The organism is Fictibacillus nanhaiensis, assembly GCF_023715445.1.
GTDB lineage: Bacteria > Bacillota > Bacilli > Bacillales > Fictibacillaceae > Fictibacillus > Fictibacillus nanhaiensis_D.
In genome coordinates this window covers 125,346-143,329 of sequence record NZ_JAMBOD010000005.1, presented here as the reverse complement: position 1 = coordinate 143,329, position 17,984 = coordinate 125,346, and the positions used below count along the sequence as shown (strand labels likewise).

Below are 17,984 nucleotides of genomic sequence, written 5' to 3'. Positions count from 1 at the left end.
TGATCCTTCTCGGCGCTATGCACCCTTAGGAGTCTTATTCAAGGAAGCATGTGTGCTCCTGCGTCTACAAGCAAATCCTGCCGAAAGGGGGTTCCTCGTCACATGCGTTTCGAGAAGTACTCTCAGGTTGTTGGCACACTGATTCCGCAGGAGTCTCGCACTGCGTCCCAACCAACTTCTCAATTAAACGTCTTATTAGAACTATCCAAGACCAACACTCTTCTAGAAAAGAGCCTTTTACCAGTCACCCTCTTCCCTCTATAACCTTAGTGGTATGCACTTCGTATAACTTACGGCTAAATTTTATTAGTGAAAGCACTATCTTTCGAGAATTCCATTGACTCGCTTCTGGGACAATTGTTTAATGATTGTAATAAAAGTCAGAAAATTCCGTTAAGGAGTGTGTGAAATGTCCCTTAGTAAAAAAACAATAACCGGCTCGGCCGTATGTACTGCTTTACTTCTATCACAGTTATACCCAGCCGCCGATCTTTCCGTAAATGCTTTATCATCAAATGAACTGGCAAAAGAACATAATCATGAAAATTTTGATATCCGCAAAAACCTATCCGCAGTCCTTCCCACTGATTCACAAATAAAAGCAGCAGATTCATTTATCCAAGTAGCTGGCACTGGAACAAGGATCTCCTGGAATTCAACTTTTGGCACACCTTCTTTTATTTCAAAAAATAAAGGATACTTAACTCCTCCATCCAGTTATAACAGTGAGACTATAGCTCGGAAATGGCTTAAAGAAAACTCACAAATGTTCGGACTCTCTTCCAATCAAGCAGACTCTCTTTCTGTCATAAAGAATCATTCTATCCCTGGGAGCGGTCTCCAAACGGTTGTTTTTCAGCAAACCTTCTCTGGTATTGAATCCGCAAACGGCGGACGGATTATTGTTTCTGTCAATAAAGATGGACGCATTCTTTCCGTTGCATCAAATGCTTCAAAGGCGTCAAAACTGGATGAAACACATCAACTATCAAGCAAAGATGCTCTTCTATCAGTAGTTAAGGAACATCTTCCTGAATTAAATTACACGCCTGTATTGAACGGTACAAAACAAGGCTGGGAGGAATATGCTGGGGGCGATACCCTTCCGACCGTTCAGCGCGTTAAAAAATCTGCCTTTGTAACAGCTGATGGTGTAAGACCTGCTTACCGCGTACTTTTTATCGAAAAACTGAACAAAGGCAAGGAAGTAGTTCTGGATGGAGTAACAGGCAAAACTCTTTTTGAACGATCACTTGTTCAAAATCTTAATCCGGAAGGTTTAATCTTTGAAAATTATCCTGGTTCCCCGACTGGTGGCACCCAGGTTGTGAAATCCTTAAAAGGTGACCCTGCAGCTTCACCGCAAGGCTGGCTGCTGCCAGCAAATGATGCTGGTGTAACAACACTTGGAAACAATGCAGACACCTATGCAAACTGGAGTAACTTTCTCGTTCCAGAAGGAGCAGGAATTATCAGACCGGTAAATCCGCTCGGGCAATTTAAATATCCGTTTAAAAATGCCTGGAACAAAACTGAAGGACAAACTGCTCCGCCTTCTTATGCAGAAGATGTACACAGTGCTGCAACTAATTTGTTCTATCACCATAACCTGTTTCACGATTATTTTTACAAGCTCGGTTGGACAGAATCCGCGGGTAACCTGCAAGCTGCGAACTTCGGAAAAGGCGGTATGGAAGGTGATCCTATATTGGGGCTTGTTCAGGCTGGCGCAGCATCAGGCGGAGAACCGACATATACAGGCCGTGACAACGCCTATATGCTCACACTTCCCGATGGAATTCCTGCGTGGAGCGGTATGTTTTTATGGGAGCCGATTAAAGGGGCTTTCGAAGGCGAATATACAGATGGTGATTTCGATGCAGGGATCATTTATCACGAATACAGCCATGCCCTTTCCAATCGGTATGTAGCAGGAGGCGAATCGTTGAACAGCCATCAGTCCGGATCCATGGGTGAAGCTTGGGGTGATTGGTTCGGCATGCACTATCTTGTTAAAAATGGGCTTCAAAAAGAGCCTGTTGTCGGTGCGTATGTAACAGGAAATCCTGAAAGAGGGATCCGAAGCTGGGCACTCGATGATGCTCCGCTTCAGTTTGGTGATATTGGCTTTGATATCGTTGGTCCTGAAGTCCACGCCGATGGTGAGATTTGGGCGGCTATCCTTTGGCACGTAAGAGAAAGTTTAATAGGAGAACTAGGAAAAGAAGAAGGTGAAGCTGTCGCAGAACATATCGTAATGGATGCAATGCCGATCTCTGCGCCTGATCCATCGATGGATGATATGCGTACAGCTATCCTTGCAGCTGATCAAGACCGATACGGTGGAGAACACTATGATCTTTTATGGAAAGCTTTTGCACAAAGAGGTCTGGGAGCTTCAGCGAAATCATTGTCTGGTGACGATACAGACCCAGTCCCAGCCTATGACCACCCAGTATCCGGACAAAACGGTATGCTTGCGGGAAAGATTATGAATTCTTCAACAAAAAAACCGGTAAAAGATGCAAAAATTATTATCGGACAATATGAAGCTCGTACAAGTCCAGTAGCTTTATCAAGTGACACCGGCGGATTCAGCCTGCCTGTCGTCTCAGGAACCTATGATATTACCATTCAGGCTCGCGGCTTTGGTTCAACAACATTTAAGAATGTAGAAATTACAGCTGGTGAGATCGAATCATTTCATGTGAATCTGTCACCTAACCTGGCTTCTACAGCGAATGGAGCTGGACTGGTTTCGGTATCCGATGAAACAGAAACACATCCTGTAAAAAATGCACTGGATGATACAGAAGCGACCGTGTATGCTTCACAAACAAAAGAAGAAGGCTTTACGGGGTCTGAATTTGTTGTGGATCTTGCAGGGGACAGACCAGCAACTGTTTCAAGTGTTCAAGTAAGTGCATTTAAAGACATTGCAAAAGCCCGGTTTTCAGCTCTAAAAGACTTTACGGTCCAAACATCGCTTGACGGCGAAAACTGGACAACAGTAAAAGACGGTACGTTCAATGCAGGTAAACCTCGTCCTGCAACACCTGATCTGCATTATAAAACGTTCGACCTTGCTGAACCTGTAAAAGCAAATTTTGTAAAATTCATCGCGATTAATGCTCAGGATAACTCTCTTGGTCATGTACAAGTAGCTGAAGTGCAAGTTTTTGCAGAACGTTCCTCAAAAGTTGAGGCATTGCCGCCTGTTGTTACGGAACCTTTTACGACTGAAGGCTTGATTCTAGCTGGCAACCCGGCAACAGGGATCGGAAGCTTAGCTGACTTGGACGCAACCGGAAGTGTGACACAGAACGAATTTGTTACAACACAAAATCCTGAACCTGCATCACAAGGTGTTGATGGATATGTAGTGACCCTACCTGAACAATACCGCGATGGACTGCACAATGTTACAGTCACTGGTCCTGAAGACAGTACACACGATCTGGATGTTTATTTCTATGATTCATCATTTAACCAAATCGGCAGCATCGCAACAGCGGGAGCGAATGAGTCAGGAGTTGTTCCTGGTGGTACATCTTATATCTATGTAGGACTGTATTCAGGAGCAAGTATTCCATTTAAAGTACTTGTGAAAAGTCCTTTTGCAGAATAAATGAACTTTTGCGGACGCCAAGTAACTTTTTTAATAAATAAAGTAGAAAAGATGGGTTTGGCGCCCATCTTTTTTGTTTATTTCACTATTTATGGGCCCTCATACGGCCCCTTCCAGATACATTGGAAGTTTAATCCCACGTTAATTTAGATAATCCCACGTTATTTTTAAAAATCCCACGTTAGCGCCATAAAATCCCACGTTAATTAGAATAAAAACGATTTTCGTCAACTTTCGACAACCATCACATTTATTCAAGCAAAAGGCTCTTTTTTTAAAGATTGTTGCTTCTGGGGGGTAGTTACATGCCTCCAGCGGCATATTGATTGGAGTGTAAGGTGCGAGACTCCTGCGGGATTAGCGTGCCAACCACCTGAGAATACTTCTCGCAAGGCATGCGACGAGGAAGCCCGCTTGGTAGAATTTTCTTACAGACGCAGGAGCACAAATTCTTCCTTGAATACGAGTCTTTACCCATCTTCCTCCAAAAAGCTCACCTTACCCCTCGCGGAAAGCGAGCATCCTGAAACGGAGATTAACTACTTTCAAAAAACAACAATGATTACGAAAACAGCCAAGCAAAAAAAGAAGATGGAACCAGCCATCTTCCTCATCTTATTCATCTTTCTTCTTTTTCTTCTCTTTTTTCTTCCCTTTTCCCCGCTTTTCGTTTTTATTATCGTCATCATCACCAAAGCCCGGGAAAAACGAGATAGAAACTGTATTTGAAGGGCGTCCTTCCTCTTTGGTAAGAGAATTGTATGGGACAACATAAAAATCAGGCAGCGTAAACAGATGTTTGCCGGAAGCGATATACTCTCCCTTTCCTTTAACCGTATCTAGATGTGTCTTCTCTCCTTCGTTTACTGCAAAAATTTTATATTGAAGACGCTTGTCTTTAGAAGATGTCCAGTTTAACTTTATAGAAGGCATTCCGTAATCGCCCATACCAAATTCAGCAGAAAGATCATTAATTTCTATTAGTTCGATGGGCGGCTCCAGATCCTTAACACCGCTTGGCTTTTTAAAACTTAGTCCTTGCTGTGAAGGCATTTGGTTAATCACTTGTTTAAATAAAAGTGTCGGCTGAGCACTGCCGCTGTTCAAATAAGATTCTTTCGTTGTTTTATCATACCCGATCCAGACCGCCCCGACCACTTGAGGGGTATATCCAACAAACCACGTATCTTTATTGCCTTTACCGACATCCGGATAGTTGGTCGTTCCAGTTTTCCCTGCGATCTCCATATTTTCAGGACCATCTGAACCGGTTCCGTTTTTTACGACCTCCTGAAGCATACGCGTCATGTACCACGCGTTTTGTTTCGTCCATACTTTCTTTTCTTCACGCTTTGCCTTGCCGATGAGTTCACCCTTATGATCATATATCTTACTGATCACAAAAGGTTCAACCGTTTTTCCTTCATGCAGAAAACTCCGATATCCTTTTAGCATTTGGAGAGGACTTACACCATGATCGATTCCGCCAAGTGCAATGCCCAGTCCTTTATCCTCAATCGGCATGCCGAGATTGTCCAAATACTCTTTTGAATAGGAAATACCGATCTCATTCAACAGCCAAACGGCAGATGAATTGACGGAATGCGTGATCGCTTCCACCATTGAAACGCTTTCTTCATACCGGCCATTGTAGTTTTTAGGCTCATATCCGTTATAGCTCAATTCCTCATCCCGAAGCATGGAATAAGGTTTATAGTTATCAGACTCCAGTGCGGGCCCATACACGGCTAATGGTTTAAAAGTTGAACCTGGCTGCCGGTTCACAACGACCCGGTTCAACCCTTCTGTTACATAGTTCCTTCCACCTTGAACTGCAAGCAGCCCGCCCGTCTCGCTATCCATAAGAACCATTGCGCCCTCAGGCTTTTCCTTGCCCGTTCCGATAAAGTACTTTCCTTCCTGAAAATTTTTGTAAACTGAATTCTGTGCCGCAGGATCCATAGGTACAACAATCTTATAACCGCCCTGCCTTAATTCTTCTCTCGATATGTGATACTTTTCTCTTGCTTCTCTTATAACCATATCAATATAAGTTGAATATGCAGGATTTAATTCTTCCTGATGAAAGTTCACTGCGATCGTTTGTCCTTGGGCTCTCACTGTCTCGGTCGGAGATAAATAGTTTTGCTTCTCCATGAGCGTCAGTACAAGATCACGACGCTCCTTGGCTGCATCTGGATGTTTAATCGGAGAATAATAGCTTGGTGCTTTTGGAAGACCCGCAAGCATCGCCCCCTCAGCTACCGTCAATTCTCTGACATCTTTATTAAAATAGGTTTTTGCTGCAAGCTGAATGCCGTACGCACCATGCCCAAAATAGATTTGATTCAGGTACATCTCGAGGATCTTATCTTTTGTATATCTTCGTTCAAGATTAATTGCGATAACCGCTTCTTTCGTTTTGCGGAGCCAGGATTTCTCATGAGATAAAAAAACATTTTTTGCAAGCTGCTGGGTGATCGTACTTCCACCTTCTACCTTGCTGCCAGCTAAAATATCTTTATAAATAGCACGTGAGATGGCTTTTACATCAATTCCATTATGTTTATAAAAACGGGAATCTTCAACTGCCACGAAAGCTTCCTCTACATGATCAGGAATATCTTCGATGCTTACAATTTCCCGGTTTTCATCATATATTTTTGTGATTTTTTCACCTTTTTCGTTCACTAAAATGGTTGCTGAATCCATTACCAGATCTTTTTCATCAATCACATAATCTCCAGCCATGATGATAAAAAGATAGGCAAAAAAACCGATGATCAGTGAACCGGTTAAAATACCGAGTGCGATGAGACTTTTCTTCACCATAACAAAACCTCGTTTCTTTCTAGGTCGAAAAGTACATTTTATATAATTTTCCCTCAGATGGAAAGTATATTACAAGCAGTAAGATTCTTACACTGTTTAACCGGCAAGTTCGTTGGGTAAAACAAAAGTAAATCAATTTAAAGGCAGGGATTGCATATGAAGACTTATATCACGTACGGTACGACGGATTATTTATCCAGCTATCAAGAAAAATACAGCCAAGCTCTCCTGCTAGAAGGTGATTCTAACTCTGCACTGGTTTACGAAACAGATGGAGAGAATCCTTTTTCAGAAAAACATGAATATGAGGTCATTAATCAAAGAGGTTCACTGTCTGGTGCAGGATTTGTCGTTATGAACCACATCCCTGTAACAGAAGACGGTAGAAGTCTATTTGAAGAGCGTTTTCAGAATCGTGCAGGGCTTGTTGAAAATGAACCGGGCTTTATAGGTATTCGTGTACTCCGCCCGCTTCACCAGGATCCATATATCGTTATGACATTATGGAAATCACATGCTGATTTCATTAACTGGCAGCAATCAAAAGCCTATGAAGAAGCACATAAAGACAGAGGAACATCTAAAGGCCTGCCTGAGAACCTTTTCTCTGGCAAGTCATTTGTCAAAGAATACATGGTTGTTGAATAAGTATGAACCATTCAGAATTAAGCCGTGTTTCTGTTATCTTGAATCCTAAAGCGGGACAGGGACGCCTTCTATCTAATTGGAATGAAGTACTTACAGAGTTAAAGAGTCGTTTTAGTGATGTGCAGGTATTCGAAACAACTGAGCCTGGGGAAGGTGCATCTTTTGTAAAACAGCTGTACAAGCAAACCGATGTTATCATTGCAGCTGGCGGAGACGGTACTGTACATGAAATAGCAGAAGCATTATTATCTTTAGACGGAAATAAACCTGCTTTTGGCATACTCCCTGGCGGAACATGCAATGATTTTTCAAGGGCACTTGGCATGAATCAAAATCCTGTCAATGCGGCAAGTCAGCTTAGTGAAAAAAAGATTCGGTGTATAGATATCGGTGAATTCGATGGACATTTTTTCACTAACTTTTGGGGCATTGGATTAATTACGCATGTATCCAAATCCATCGATCCGAATACAAAAGAAAGATTTGGGAGGCTATCTTATTATTTATCAGCAGCAAAATCCATGCAGACATGGGAGCCTTTTGAAATATCTATACAATCAAAGGAATTTCAGTTCCATGGCAAGGCAGCCATGTTTTTAGCTGTAAATGGGCCTTTTACGGGCGGAATACGTCCTTTTTTCCCTGATACTGATATTCAGGATGGAAAACTTGACTGCTTACTGATTGAAGAACCATCTATTTCTTTCATCTGGGATGTCCTGCAAAACCGTTTATCGGATACATCTGTTGAAGGACAAGGCTACCACTATTTTCAAAGCTCTGAAATTCAAATAAGAACAGCTCCCCATCAGCTGATTGATTGTGATGGAGAGCGTGAACACGAAACACCTTCTGTTGTAAAATGTCTTCAACAGAAATTATCTGTTCTTACTGGGGATGTTTCCTTTTAAATAAAGGAAGCGTTCTTTTTTTGTAGGCCCGTATAGATTCACGGCCTCCAATACATAATAGCAGCCAAACGGTTCCAGCTGAAAAGCCTGCCAGTACATCAGATGGATAGTGAACCCCTAGATAGATTCGGCTAAAGCCAATAAGTAATATTAATGCTATAAAGGCCATACTCAGCGATACTTTTATTGATTTTCCGCGCTGGCTTCTCACCAACAGGTATCCTAAAAAACCGTAATAAATTAAGCTTCCCATGGCATGACCGCTTGGATAACTAAAGCCTTGTTCTACAATAAGGCTGTTTTCTGGACGAATTCTTCCAAACCAATGCTTTAAGCCAAGGTTTAACAGACCGCCTCCCGCTACGGCAATGATATAAAAGATAGCTCCCCAATAATTTTTCCGCTTTACGATCAGCCAGATCATACTCCCTATTAATAATAGAGTCAATATGGTTTTACCGCCTAAAAAGGTAATAAATTTCATGACTTCTGTTATTGTTCCAGTCCGTATATTCGAAACGTATTGAATAATGACTTGATCAAACCGAAAACGTTCCTGTTCCATCAGATCTTCTGATAGTTCAAAAAACATGTTTAATGAAAAAAATGAGAGCATCAAGCCTGCTAGAATATAAATAACGGGGAGTATTGGAAAAGGTAATTTATTGGCTAGGTCTCGTAACATAAGATCTCCTCATTTTAGAAATATATATCCCAAGTTTTCACCGTTTGAACAAGTACTAAACTCCTTTATCAGCTGACTGCGCTTTTTATATAAAAGTAAAAAAGCTGCCTGTTATACAAGCAGCCTTTGGCGTACAGTTTTATTTAACAAGCTTAACAAGCATATGTGCCAGCTTATGGCGCTCTTCTTGCTCTCCTACTTTCCATAATTCTTTTAAGAGGTTCTCTTCAGAGTTGCGCGGCTCCTCATGCTCAGCCAGATAATCTGCCACTTTTTCTGCTGTTTTGGCAAGAGTTTCTTCGCTCATCCCCATCTTTTCGCCAACTTTTATTTTGCTGTGAAGATAGCTTTTAAACTCTTCAAAGTTAGACAAGATCTCATCCTTTTTGCTTTCACTCATTCGGCTTGCTGTATCCTCTACCTTGCCCATGTCAACATCCCGTTCTTTGTCTACCATGTGTCTGTTTTCCATTTTTATTACCTCCTTAAGAGTTTGTGTTGTATGACCTTTGTTTAATGATTGTGTCAGGCCTGTTATCCTTTTACCGTTTTTTGCAAGGCTTAAACGTATTTATACAGTTTGATTTATTTTAGAGTTACCTATTCTTTCATTCGGTTTACTATCCTTAGAAAAAGGGAAGGATACTTTTGTAGAACAAGATTCAGGAGGTTATACAAATGGAAAAAGACTTACAAGCACTAATCGACGGACTAAACGAGGATCTTGCAAATGAATACTCAGCAATCATCATGTACAACCATAACGCTGCTACAGTTTCAGGGTTGTACCGTCAGATCCTAAAACCTTTCTTTCAAAGTGAAATCACTGATGAGCAAGGACATGCCCTTTATTTAGCAGAAAAGATTAAAACATTAGGAGGCACTCCTACAACTCAGCCAAAACCAGTTAAACAAGTTGAAAGTGTTCGTGAAATGCTGGAGGAAGCTCGAAACGCAGAAGAGGATACGATCAGACGCTACGAAGAGCGTAAGGAGCAAGCTTCAAATCTTAAATTGACTGAATTAGTCGTTCAGCTCGAAGATATGATTGCAGATGAAACGAAGCATAAAGAAGAGATGGACCGCTTACTAAGCGACAGCCGCTTCTAAACACATATATCATTAAAGAGCCGCTAACATTTTAGCGGCTCTTTCTTTCATTTAGTGGCGGCTGAGCTTTTACGGTACGTGTTCTTTTATTTATTACACGTTCGCCCGGTGGGAAGCCCGTTTCACCCCAAAAGACCCCAAGACTAATGAGTTTTGCCCCGTGAGTTGCTGCTTTCACCCAATGACACCTTATTTTCACCCGTACCACCTAATACGGAGCGATTTTGAAGAACAAAATCGTCATTTTTACTTTTTGTTCATTGTCTCATCAAACAAAAACCGAAGTTGATCAAACAAAAATAAAAAAGCTGCTTAGAAAAGCCAGCTTTTTTCCTATATATCTCTATTTTGTTCCATTAGAACTCGCCAGCGGAAACAATTCTGTGCCACTTCCCCTAAATCCTCCAAGAAATGATAATTGGCATAAGCTCCGACGACAGCACCAAGACCCGGTACCATTTGAAGCATTTTTATTAAATCAATATGATCTCTGTAATCCTGCTGCAGCTCTTGCCAATTTATTGTATCAATCGCGCCGGGATGTTCCGGGAACTCATGAATCGTCTCTTTCCAAAACACAATCTTTTCAAAGGCTTCTTTCCTTTTGTGCGGATCGGAAAAAGCAAGACGAAACACATGCAGGATAAAGATTCGCTCTTTATAATCTTTAACATCCAGACCATAAATACTTGCCGCTTCAAAGAGAAATTTCATCTTTATACCCAGCAGCAATGGAAAATCCGCAAGGCCCAGCAATATTCCGCCGGCTCCTGTTCCTGCCCCTTCTACAGCTGCTGTTTTTTTGTAAAAGGCAAGACGCTCCATCAGTTTTTCATCTCTTTCATGAAGCTCAGCACTCATTTGGGTTGTCCGTTTAGTCGTATACTCGGAACCTAATAAAGTAGCCTTGATCATCTGCTTCATGCTGGTTGTGATTACATCATGTACCTTTTGAGGTATTTTCTCGTTTATTTTAGTCTGTATTGACTTAGCAGCTTTGTTCCAAAGTGTTGGACGCTTCGTCATCTCTATTTCCCAATTCTTAAGCTCTTCAAAGACCTTTTGTTCATAAGTGCTCATCTTACTCCTCCTCTCCTTAACATACGAAAAATCCTTCTTACAGGTTTCAATTGAATGGCAAACTTCCTACAGTTCCCTTTTCGTTGGAATGCCTAATGGAAAATTAAAAAGATTTTCAGGGTCATATTTTGTTTTCACTTTAATCAGACGAGGCAGATTTTCAAAATAGCATTGTTCGAGCCAATCCTTAATGCAATTATCATGAAAGTTTACATAAGCACCATCAGCAAACGACAATAGAGTATTTCTTAATCTTTCTACCCACTTTGTATTGACTCTTGCTTCTTGCTCATTTTCCCACTTCGTAATATACAACAAACTGAAAAGCGCTTTTCGATGAACATAAGCTGTCTGTGTCGGACAAACTTCACCTGCCCTCCCGGATAATGCCTGGAGCTGCACTTTATTTTCAGAGCTTGGAGAGTTAGCTAAGAAATCTTTTAATATCTTTATTCCTTTTGGCGGGAGCAGCTTGTTTGCAAAAGCGCCTGTATTTTTAAAAGGATGGGCATCCGGATCGCCATGGTTAACCGCATATTCTTCCATCCCCGGCATCATCCCGCCGAACATTTTAACTGCATCCATATATGAAACGTTTTTGATTTCTACTTTTTTCGGAGGATAGGCATCGATTAATGGCTGTACAAATTGCCATAACTCGAGAGCAGTTCCTGTAAACTCCCCTAAAGCTCTGATCTCCCCCTTATCTTTCGTTAAAAGATCAATAATTGCAGTCAGTCTTTTGTCCGTAAATGGTGCCCAATTCTGCCAGGCCATAACAACAGGTTCAAATCCTTTCCAGTCCCAAGTGATATTTAACGTTGCTACTCTGTCTACCTGAATCACATGAAACAAAAAGGAAGTAACGACACCAAAGTTTCCTCCTCCACCCCCTTGTGACGCCCAAAATAAATCAGCATTTTTCTCTCTGTTTGCCACAATAATATTCCCTTTGGAATCTACCATCTCTAATTCGATTAATTGATCGATCAGCATTCCGTATGGCCGGGTTAGCATCCCCCAGCCACCTCCAAGTGTCAGTCCTGACAAACCTACAGACGGACAAGTCCCCGCAGGAATTGTATACCCTTCTTCAAATAACTTTTCATAAAGCGGAAACAAAAGAGACCCTGCTCCTAGTTTTGCAGTTTTTGTCTGATGATTTACTTTTATCTCATTCATCTCGCTAATATCAATAACCAGTCCCCCGTCCAGAGAGGAATAAGCTTCATAGCTATGCCTGCCTGTACGAATCCTAAACTTAACCTTTCTCTCTTTAGCCCAGCAGATTGCATGGGATACATCTTTTGCTGTTGTGCAAAAATTTATAACGCTTGGAAAAAGATCATAACGCGTATTAAATTCTTCCCGTGCAAGATCGTATTCCGGATCACCGGGTATAACAATTCTGCCAGTCAGCCAGCATTTCTTCATCACGTAGCGCTCCCTCCAAAAAACTGCTTAACGTAACATATGAAAGAAGCCCACATATTGTTAAACAAAAAATCTTCCTAACCCATAAGGCTAGGAAGATAGTGTAATATGTTTTTTTGTCATGGATGGCAGGCGGAACAGACTGTACCCGAATGCCGCCACCGGCATCAATAGTGCAATCACCCAGTCACCCGATAAGAGTCCGTAAAAAACTCCATATAGCAGCCCCTGCAGCAGCAAAAGACCCCGCAGCCATTTAACGAATGCAGCCTGCTTTCCATCAGACTCGATTGGATAGATGATAAAACTTACATTCCATCGGTATTGGGTATAGAGAGTAAACAGCTGCAAAGTGAGCATCTGAAAGAATAATATTACAACGGCAATCTGCCACCAGCCTGCAGGAATCAGATAAAGAAAAAGGAAACCAATTAGAATCAGTCTTATGTACAAACCTAAATAATCCCCTGAACGAATAAATGTTTTCATAAAAAGCGCAGTCATCACATTCTTTTTTTTAAAAGAGAAAGAACCGAGACTGTTCAGCCATGGCCTCTTATGAACCGTTTGTTTCAGTGCAGGAACATCTGTAAAGTAGTTTACAAGCCGGTATCCCTTCATTTTAAGATTCTGTTCTTCTGCTAACAGCATCTCCCATTGATAGCCGTGCACCTTTCTAAATACACCAAACACAAAGTTCTTCAATACATACATGATGGCAAACATCGCGATTAAAAAGATATATGCTTCATTAAAAAGCAGGTATACATAAACAAAATTCACGATAAATCTCATGATACGGTAGTTCAATTGATGACTTTTGTAAGGAAGCCTTCTTTCTTCCCAAGAAACATATAGATTAAATATTTTTGCGGTGATTAAAAAGAAAGCAAATACCACATACATTTTCCAGCCGTCAATTATGAAAACCTGTACAATGGGCCAAGTCAGGGTAAATAAAAAGAGTGTCATGAATGAACCGCTCGCGATGGCCGAAGACAGACTTTGTGAAAAATATTGCTTCATACCTGATTCAACGGGAAGTAAAAAAACAAGGTCTCCCTCTTTTAATAAAGTCCTGATCGGGCTTTTTGTCAGCCAGAAAGAAAACAGCAGTGTTAAAATCAGCACAGCAGGAAAGCTTTCCGGAAGTGCCTTTAGAAGTTTTGCATAATAGATGCTGCCCACAACGATGAGTAAAATTAATGAAACAATAAGTCCGCTGTTTGCCATCAAACTAAAGTATTTTAATGTTTGAGTTAAATGAGCATTGCGTCGTTTGCGCCATAATTTTTTTACATCAATCATGATACTTTTCCTCTTGCAACATAAAGATAGATCTCATCAAGGGTAGCATCCTTTAAACCGCTTCTTTCTCTCAGTTCTCCTAATGTTCCGCTCAATATTAGTCTTCCTTCATGCATGATTAAAAAGCGGTCACAGTACTTTTCAGCTGTTGATAAAATATGCGTAGACATTAAAACGCCCGCACCGCTATTTTTAAAGGCAACCATATATTCTAGGAAAGACTGAATGCCAAGAGGATCCAGACCAACGAATGGCTCGTCGACGATATACAGCCTTGGCTCAACTAGAAGGGCACAAAGAATCATAACCTTTTGTTTCATTCCTTTAGAGAATTGGTTGGGGAACCACTTAATCTTATTATCCATACGAAATTCTTCTAGCAGCGGCCGGACTCTCGTCAGAAAAGTCTGTTCTTCGAGTCCATAAGCCATTGCTGTTAACTCGAGATGTTCCCACAATGTAAGTTCATCATAAAGAACGGGCATCTCCGGAATATAAGTAAACTGGCTGCGATAAATTTCAGGTTCATCTCTGAAGGTTTGTCCCATAATTTTGGAATTCCCGGACATCGGCTCCATCAGTCCAAGAACATGTTTAATCGTCGTACTTTTCCCAGCTCCGTTTAATCCGATCAGCCCGACAATTTCACTTTCTTTTACTGAAAAATTCAAGTTATGAATGACAGGCTGGTTTGGCATATAGCCGCCCGTTAAATCCTTGACTTCGAGGATAGGCCTCATTTGATCCCCTCCCTTTTCTTTTTTTTAATCTTGTTTACTATTATTTACCATAATATTAGTTTTAGCCTTTAAGAAGCCGGCATTGGAGTTGGTGTAGGTTTTGCATAACCTTCTTTATACTTCTCATCAATCATTTTTCGAATATCCAGCGCACTTTTGCCTTCTGCAGCCTGACTCATGCTGATTGCAGCAATTTCAAGGCAAGTACCGCATTTTGTGCCATGGTCGTCCCACACTATTTTTCCATCTTCCTTATTATCTGCTACAAAACAATCATAATTATTTTTATGCCCGGCAGAATCACCGCACCCGCAATAGCAAGGCATAGATTCAAGCAATTTTTTATATTTTGGTGTTTCTGCATAAATAGCAGCAATTTCTTCAGGCTGTTTATCTAAGAATTTAGGCAATACATCGATCGATGCCGTCAATTCTTGTATATCACCGTTCGGAAGATGATTCTCATGCTCATTATGTGATGTTTCATTATTCGTTCCCTGTGATTGCTCTTGATGATTCTTATGCTCTTCTTTCTCATTCCCATTCCCGCAGCCTGAGATAAGAAAACCAGCAGCAAGAGTCATCGTCATAACTAGATGTCTTCTTTGCAAAGAGGTCCCTCCTATTGTTCATTCTTTCCTAATAATAGCTCAATTCACAGTAGTTTTTCCAATTTTATATGTATAACATGGGAGATCGTATGGACAAAATATAGGTGAAGAAGGTATCCCCCCTTCTTCAGGGAGATAGATACAAGGTTTTAGATTTTTTATTAAATGCTTTCATTTAAGGAGATGGTTCTCTTGGACTATTCAGTGCTCGAGCAATTTCAAATTCTTAAACTAGAGGTGCATGGCTAAAAAATCTTATTGTTTTGTTTTCATGTTCTCCTTTCTTCTCTAACCTCTATAAGAAGGAGAGTTCTATTATTACATAGGACTCTTCTTCTTTATTTTTGGCTGTTTTCGTAATACTCTGTTGCTGGATGGAGTGGTTGATTAGCGCTTATTGCTTAAACGGGCTCGTTTTCCGCTGAATGTGCAGTGAGCCACTGGAGATTGTCCCCGTTTTTATGTAAGAAGAGGTACTTTGAGCGAAGAATGAAGATTTTGAGCGAAACTATAGTCAGTTTGAGCGCAGCGAGAGAATCTTGAGCGTAACTCGGCGTTTTTGAGCGGTACTCAATAAATCTGAGCGAACGTGTAATAAAAATAAGAACACGTACCGTTAAACTGGATTAACAAAGGACATTTGATACGGGCTAAAAGGACGCTTCTGCTATTCAATCCAAAAACACAAATCATTTAGAAAACAACCTTATTTTTCTCGTCGTTAATGTGTGTTATGATAGGTAAAAAAAATGAGGTGAGCCGCTTGTCACACGATTCAAACTGCATTTTTTGTAAAATTGTTGAGGGTGAAATCCCATCCTACAAAGTGTATGAAGATGAAAACGTCCTTGCCTTCCTGGATATCAGTCAGGTTACAAAAGGACATACGCTGATTATCCCGAAAGAGCATGCAAAAGATATTTTCGAGCTGACTGAAGAAACAGCAGCTAAGCTGTTTTCTGCCGTGCCGAAAATAGCCAAAAGCATTAAACAAACATATAACCCGATTGGATTGAACCTTTTAAACAACAATGGCGAAGCAGCTGGTCAATCTGTCTTCCATTACCACATGCATTTCATACCGCGTTATGGTTCTGGCGATGGTTTTGGTGCAGTCTGGAAAACACAGGAGCTTCCTGCAAACGAAATGGCTGAAATCGCTCAAAACATTAAAGAAAACGTTAAGAACTGACACTTACATAGTAAAACTGCCTATCTTAAATCCAGGCAGTTTTTTCATATTCCAAGCAGTAAATCATCGGAGGAGGAGAAGAGATGGAACGAATTTATTTTCAGGCAGGACCAACTACTCTGCCTAAAGAAGTTATGATTCGTGCTAAGTCAGAATGGGAAGATTTTCAAGGAACTGGTCTTAATATTATGGAACACAGCCATAGAGGGGAAACGTATGAAAATATTCATGAACAAGCTAAGGAGAAGATGCGGGATTTATTAAACATCCCAGAAACACATGATGTTTTATTTTTACAAGGCGGAGCAAGTCTGCAGTTTGCTATGGTGCCAATGAATTTAATCATCTCTGGTAAAACAGCTAAGTACGTATTAACCGGTTCTTGGTCAGAAAAAGCATTTAAAGAAGCCTCAAAAATCGGTTCGAGTGAAGCGGTTATCTCAGGAAAAGAAACAAAATACCGGACGCTTCCGAAAATGAATTATGAATCAAGCGATCAAGACGCTTATCTGCATATCACTTCTAACAACACAATCTATGGCACTCAATGGCCAGACTTAAATGAATTTTCTCACCCGAATCTAGTTGCCGACATGTCCAGTGATATTATGAGCAAGCCCTTTAACGTCTCCAAATATGCGTTAATCTATGCCGGAGCTCAAAAAAACCTGGGTCCAGCCGGCGTTACTGCTGTAATCATCCGAAAAGACTTATTAATAGAGAATGAAGATCTCCCTTCTATTTTGTCGTATCAGGTTCATGCAAAGAACAATTCTCTTTACAATACTCCCCCAGTCTATTCGATTTACCTTCTTAATCTTGTTCTTCAGTGGATTGAGGAACAAGGCGGAGTTAAAGAAATGCAATTAAGAAATGAAAAGAAAGCCCAAACCATCTATCACGCGATTGATAACAGCGGCGGTTTTTATAATGGGTATGCGACTCCTGATTCCCGTTCACACATGAATGTAACTTTCACTTTAAGTGATCAGGAATTAGAAAATCAATTTATTAAAGAAGCTGAAGAAAGCAGTATTTTCGGTTTAAAAGGACATCGCTCAGTTGGCGGTTTCCGGGCATCTATCTATAACGCTGTTCCTCAGGAATCATGTGACAGACTTGCACAATTCATGCAACAGTTTCAGGAAAAATACGGTAATTAAGTTTAAAACCTTTAAAGATTTTAATAATTTTGGTACATTAGAGTTACTTTCGCAATAGGCCATGAGGGCACTATTGGAAAGAAATTTAGGCTTAGATTAGCTGAGGAGAGATTAGAAATGAAAACAAAATCATTAGCTTTAACTTCTGTACTTATTGCACTGGGGTATGTCTTTCACACGGTTGTACCGCCATTATTTTTCGGAATGAAACCTGATTTGCTTCTGGTTATGATGTTTTTAGCTATCATGCTTGCACCAACGAAGCAAAATGTATTAATTGCAAGTATGGCAGCTGGTGTCATTTCTGCATTAACAACAGGTATGGCTGGAGGACAGATCGCAAACATCGTGGAAAAACCGATTACAGCTTTTATCTTTTTAGGCCTGTTTGTCTTAGCACAAAAAGTAAAAGTTAATACAATTAGTGCCGTTCTGTTAACCGTTATTGGAACGATTGTCAGCGGAACACTATTCTTGCTTGTTGCAATGGTTGTAGCCGGTCTGCCTGGCTCATTGTTCAGCTTTATTGGAATGATTGTTCTACCAACAAGCGCGATAAGCGGATTAATCATGTTCTTCATTTATCCAGTTGCCAACCGATTCTCAAAACGCTCAAACTTAACTGCATAAAATTTATAATAA

Annotated in this window: 16 protein-coding genes; 7 read left to right on the top strand and 9 right to left on the bottom strand. The window is 40.7% G+C overall.

What is annotated here, in order from left to right; genetic code table 11:
- Positions 1 to 409 precede the first annotated feature (409 nt).
- On the top strand, positions 410 to 3,628 hold the full coding sequence (locus M3196_RS14595; RefSeq protein WP_251323047.1) for a M36 family metallopeptidase: 3,219 nt from the start codon (positions 410 to 412) through the stop codon (positions 3,626 to 3,628).
- Between the two features lie 615 nt (positions 3,629 to 4,243).
- On the opposite strand, the gene M3196_RS14590 is transcribed toward M3196_RS14595, so the two are convergent.
- Complete coding sequence (locus M3196_RS14590) at positions 4,244 to 6,460, bottom strand: transglycosylase domain-containing protein (RefSeq protein WP_251323046.1); 2,217 nt, start codon at positions 6,458 to 6,460, stop codon at positions 4,244 to 4,246.
- Between the two features lie 156 nt (positions 6,461 to 6,616).
- Between M3196_RS14590 and M3196_RS14585 the strand changes: the two genes are divergently transcribed.
- Positions 6,617 to 7,108, top strand: a complete 492-nt coding sequence (locus M3196_RS14585; protein ID WP_251323045.1) for an antibiotic biosynthesis monooxygenase family protein — start codon at positions 6,617 to 6,619, stop codon at positions 7,106 to 7,108.
- Between the two features lie 2 nt (positions 7,109 to 7,110).
- Positions 7,111 to 8,019, top strand: coding sequence for a diacylglycerol/lipid kinase family protein (locus tag M3196_RS14580; RefSeq protein WP_251323044.1), 909 nt, complete (start codon positions 7,111 to 7,113; stop codon positions 8,017 to 8,019).
- Here M3196_RS14580 and M3196_RS14575 read toward each other — a convergent pair.
- Positions 7,997 to 8,704 (bottom strand): phosphatase PAP2 family protein, encoded by a 708-nt coding sequence (locus M3196_RS14575; protein ID WP_251323043.1) that lies wholly within the window; start codon positions 8,702 to 8,704, stop codon positions 7,997 to 7,999. The two genes, M3196_RS14580 and M3196_RS14575, sit on opposite strands and share 23 nt — an antisense overlap.
- A gap of 139 nt (positions 8,705 to 8,843) precedes the next feature.
- On the bottom strand, positions 8,844 to 9,161 hold the full coding sequence (locus M3196_RS14570; protein WP_425311012.1) for a DUF3243 domain-containing protein: 318 nt from the start codon (positions 9,159 to 9,161) through the stop codon (positions 8,844 to 8,846).
- 221 nt (positions 9,162 to 9,382) lie between these two features.
- Between M3196_RS14570 and M3196_RS14565 the strand changes: the two genes are divergently transcribed.
- Entirely contained in the window at positions 9,383 to 9,814 is a 432-nt protein-coding gene (locus M3196_RS14565) for a ferritin-like domain-containing protein (RefSeq protein WP_191754781.1), read from the top strand.
- Between the two features lie 31 nt (positions 9,815 to 9,845).
- Here the strand turns inward: M3196_RS14565 and M3196_RS14560 are convergent, their stop codons facing one another.
- The 6 genes from M3196_RS14560 to M3196_RS14535 all read right to left on the bottom strand — a co-directional run bounded on the left by M3196_RS14560 (position 9,846) and on the right by M3196_RS14535 (position 14,987).
- Entirely contained in the window at positions 9,846 to 9,992 is a 147-nt protein-coding gene (locus tag M3196_RS14560) for a hypothetical protein (RefSeq protein ID WP_251323041.1), read from the bottom strand.
- 155 nt (positions 9,993 to 10,147) lie between these two features.
- Complete coding sequence (locus M3196_RS14555) at positions 10,148 to 10,894, bottom strand: EcsC family protein (RefSeq protein WP_251323040.1); 747 nt, start codon at positions 10,892 to 10,894, stop codon at positions 10,148 to 10,150.
- A gap of 66 nt (positions 10,895 to 10,960) precedes the next feature.
- Complete coding sequence (locus tag M3196_RS14550) at positions 10,961 to 12,328, bottom strand: FAD-binding oxidoreductase (RefSeq protein WP_251323180.1); 1,368 nt, start codon at positions 12,326 to 12,328, stop codon at positions 10,961 to 10,963.
- A 90-nt stretch (positions 12,329 to 12,418) separates the two neighbouring features.
- On the bottom strand, positions 12,419 to 13,636 hold the full coding sequence (locus M3196_RS14545) for an ABC transporter permease (RefSeq protein ID WP_251323039.1): 1,218 nt from the start codon (positions 13,634 to 13,636) through the stop codon (positions 12,419 to 12,421).
- Positions 13,633 to 14,376, bottom strand: a complete 744-nt coding sequence (locus tag M3196_RS14540; RefSeq protein WP_251323038.1) for an ABC transporter ATP-binding protein — start codon at positions 14,374 to 14,376, stop codon at positions 13,633 to 13,635. Before M3196_RS14540 ends, M3196_RS14545 begins: the two co-directional genes overlap by 4 nt.
- A 68-nt stretch (positions 14,377 to 14,444) precedes the next feature.
- The gene (locus tag M3196_RS14535; RefSeq protein ID WP_251323037.1) at positions 14,445 to 14,987 is read right to left on the bottom strand and encodes a PCYCGC domain-containing protein; all 543 of its coding nucleotides are present in this window, start codon (positions 14,985 to 14,987) and stop codon (positions 14,445 to 14,447) included.
- A gap of 733 nt (positions 14,988 to 15,720) precedes the next feature.
- Here M3196_RS14535 and M3196_RS14530 point away from each other — a divergent pair.
- From M3196_RS14530 to M3196_RS14520, 3 genes are all read left to right on the top strand, one after another.
- A complete protein-coding gene (locus M3196_RS14530) occupies positions 15,721 to 16,179 on the top strand; it encodes an HIT family protein (protein ID WP_251323036.1) in 459 nt (152 codons plus the stop codon).
- Between the two features lie 83 nt (positions 16,180 to 16,262).
- Complete coding sequence (serC, locus tag M3196_RS14525; RefSeq protein ID WP_251323035.1) at positions 16,263 to 17,342, top strand: phosphoserine transaminase; 1,080 nt, start codon at positions 16,263 to 16,265, stop codon at positions 17,340 to 17,342.
- 117 nt (positions 17,343 to 17,459) lie between these two features.
- On the top strand, positions 17,460 to 17,972 hold the full coding sequence (locus tag M3196_RS14520; RefSeq protein WP_251323034.1) for a tryptophan transporter: 513 nt from the start codon (positions 17,460 to 17,462) through the stop codon (positions 17,970 to 17,972).
- Positions 17,973 to 17,984 lie beyond the last annotated feature (12 nt).

Excerpts from the sequence above, each read along its gene's own strand:
- M3196_RS14595 (WP_251323047.1), top strand. The coding sequence starts at position 410 with ATGTCCCTTAGTAAAAAAACAATAACCGGCTCGGCCGTATGTACTGCT.
- M3196_RS14590 (WP_251323046.1), bottom strand. The coding sequence starts at position 6,460 with ATGGTGAAGAAAAGTCTCATCGCACTCGGTATTTTAACCGGTTCACTG.
- M3196_RS14585 (WP_251323045.1), top strand. The coding sequence starts at position 6,617 with ATGAAGACTTATATCACGTACGGTACGACGGATTATTTATCCAGCTAT.
- M3196_RS14580 (WP_251323044.1), top strand. The coding sequence starts at position 7,111 with ATGAACCATTCAGAATTAAGCCGTGTTTCTGTTATCTTGAATCCTAAA.
- M3196_RS14575 (WP_251323043.1), bottom strand. The coding sequence starts at position 8,704 with ATGTTACGAGACCTAGCCAATAAATTACCTTTTCCAATACTCCCCGTT.
- M3196_RS14570 (WP_425311012.1), bottom strand. The coding sequence starts at position 9,161 with ATGGTAGACAAAGAACGGGATGTTGACATGGGCAAGGTAGAGGATACA.
- M3196_RS14565 (WP_191754781.1), top strand. The coding sequence starts at position 9,383 with ATGGAAAAAGACTTACAAGCACTAATCGACGGACTAAACGAGGATCTT.
- M3196_RS14555 (WP_251323040.1), bottom strand. The coding sequence starts at position 10,894 with ATGAGCACTTATGAACAAAAGGTCTTTGAAGAGCTTAAGAATTGGGAA.
- M3196_RS14550 (WP_251323180.1), bottom strand. The coding sequence starts at position 12,328 with ATGAAGAAATGCTGGCTGACTGGCAGAATTGTTATACCCGGTGATCCG.
- M3196_RS14545 (WP_251323039.1), bottom strand. The coding sequence starts at position 13,636 with ATGATTGATGTAAAAAAATTATGGCGCAAACGACGCAATGCTCATTTA.
- M3196_RS14540 (WP_251323038.1), bottom strand. The coding sequence starts at position 14,376 with ATGAGGCCTATCCTCGAAGTCAAGGATTTAACGGGCGGCTATATGCCA.
- M3196_RS14530 (WP_251323036.1), top strand. The coding sequence starts at position 15,721 with ATGATAGGTAAAAAAAATGAGGTGAGCCGCTTGTCACACGATTCAAAC.
- serC (WP_251323035.1), top strand. The coding sequence starts at position 16,263 with ATGGAACGAATTTATTTTCAGGCAGGACCAACTACTCTGCCTAAAGAA.
- M3196_RS14520 (WP_251323034.1), top strand. The coding sequence starts at position 17,460 with ATGAAAACAAAATCATTAGCTTTAACTTCTGTACTTATTGCACTGGGG.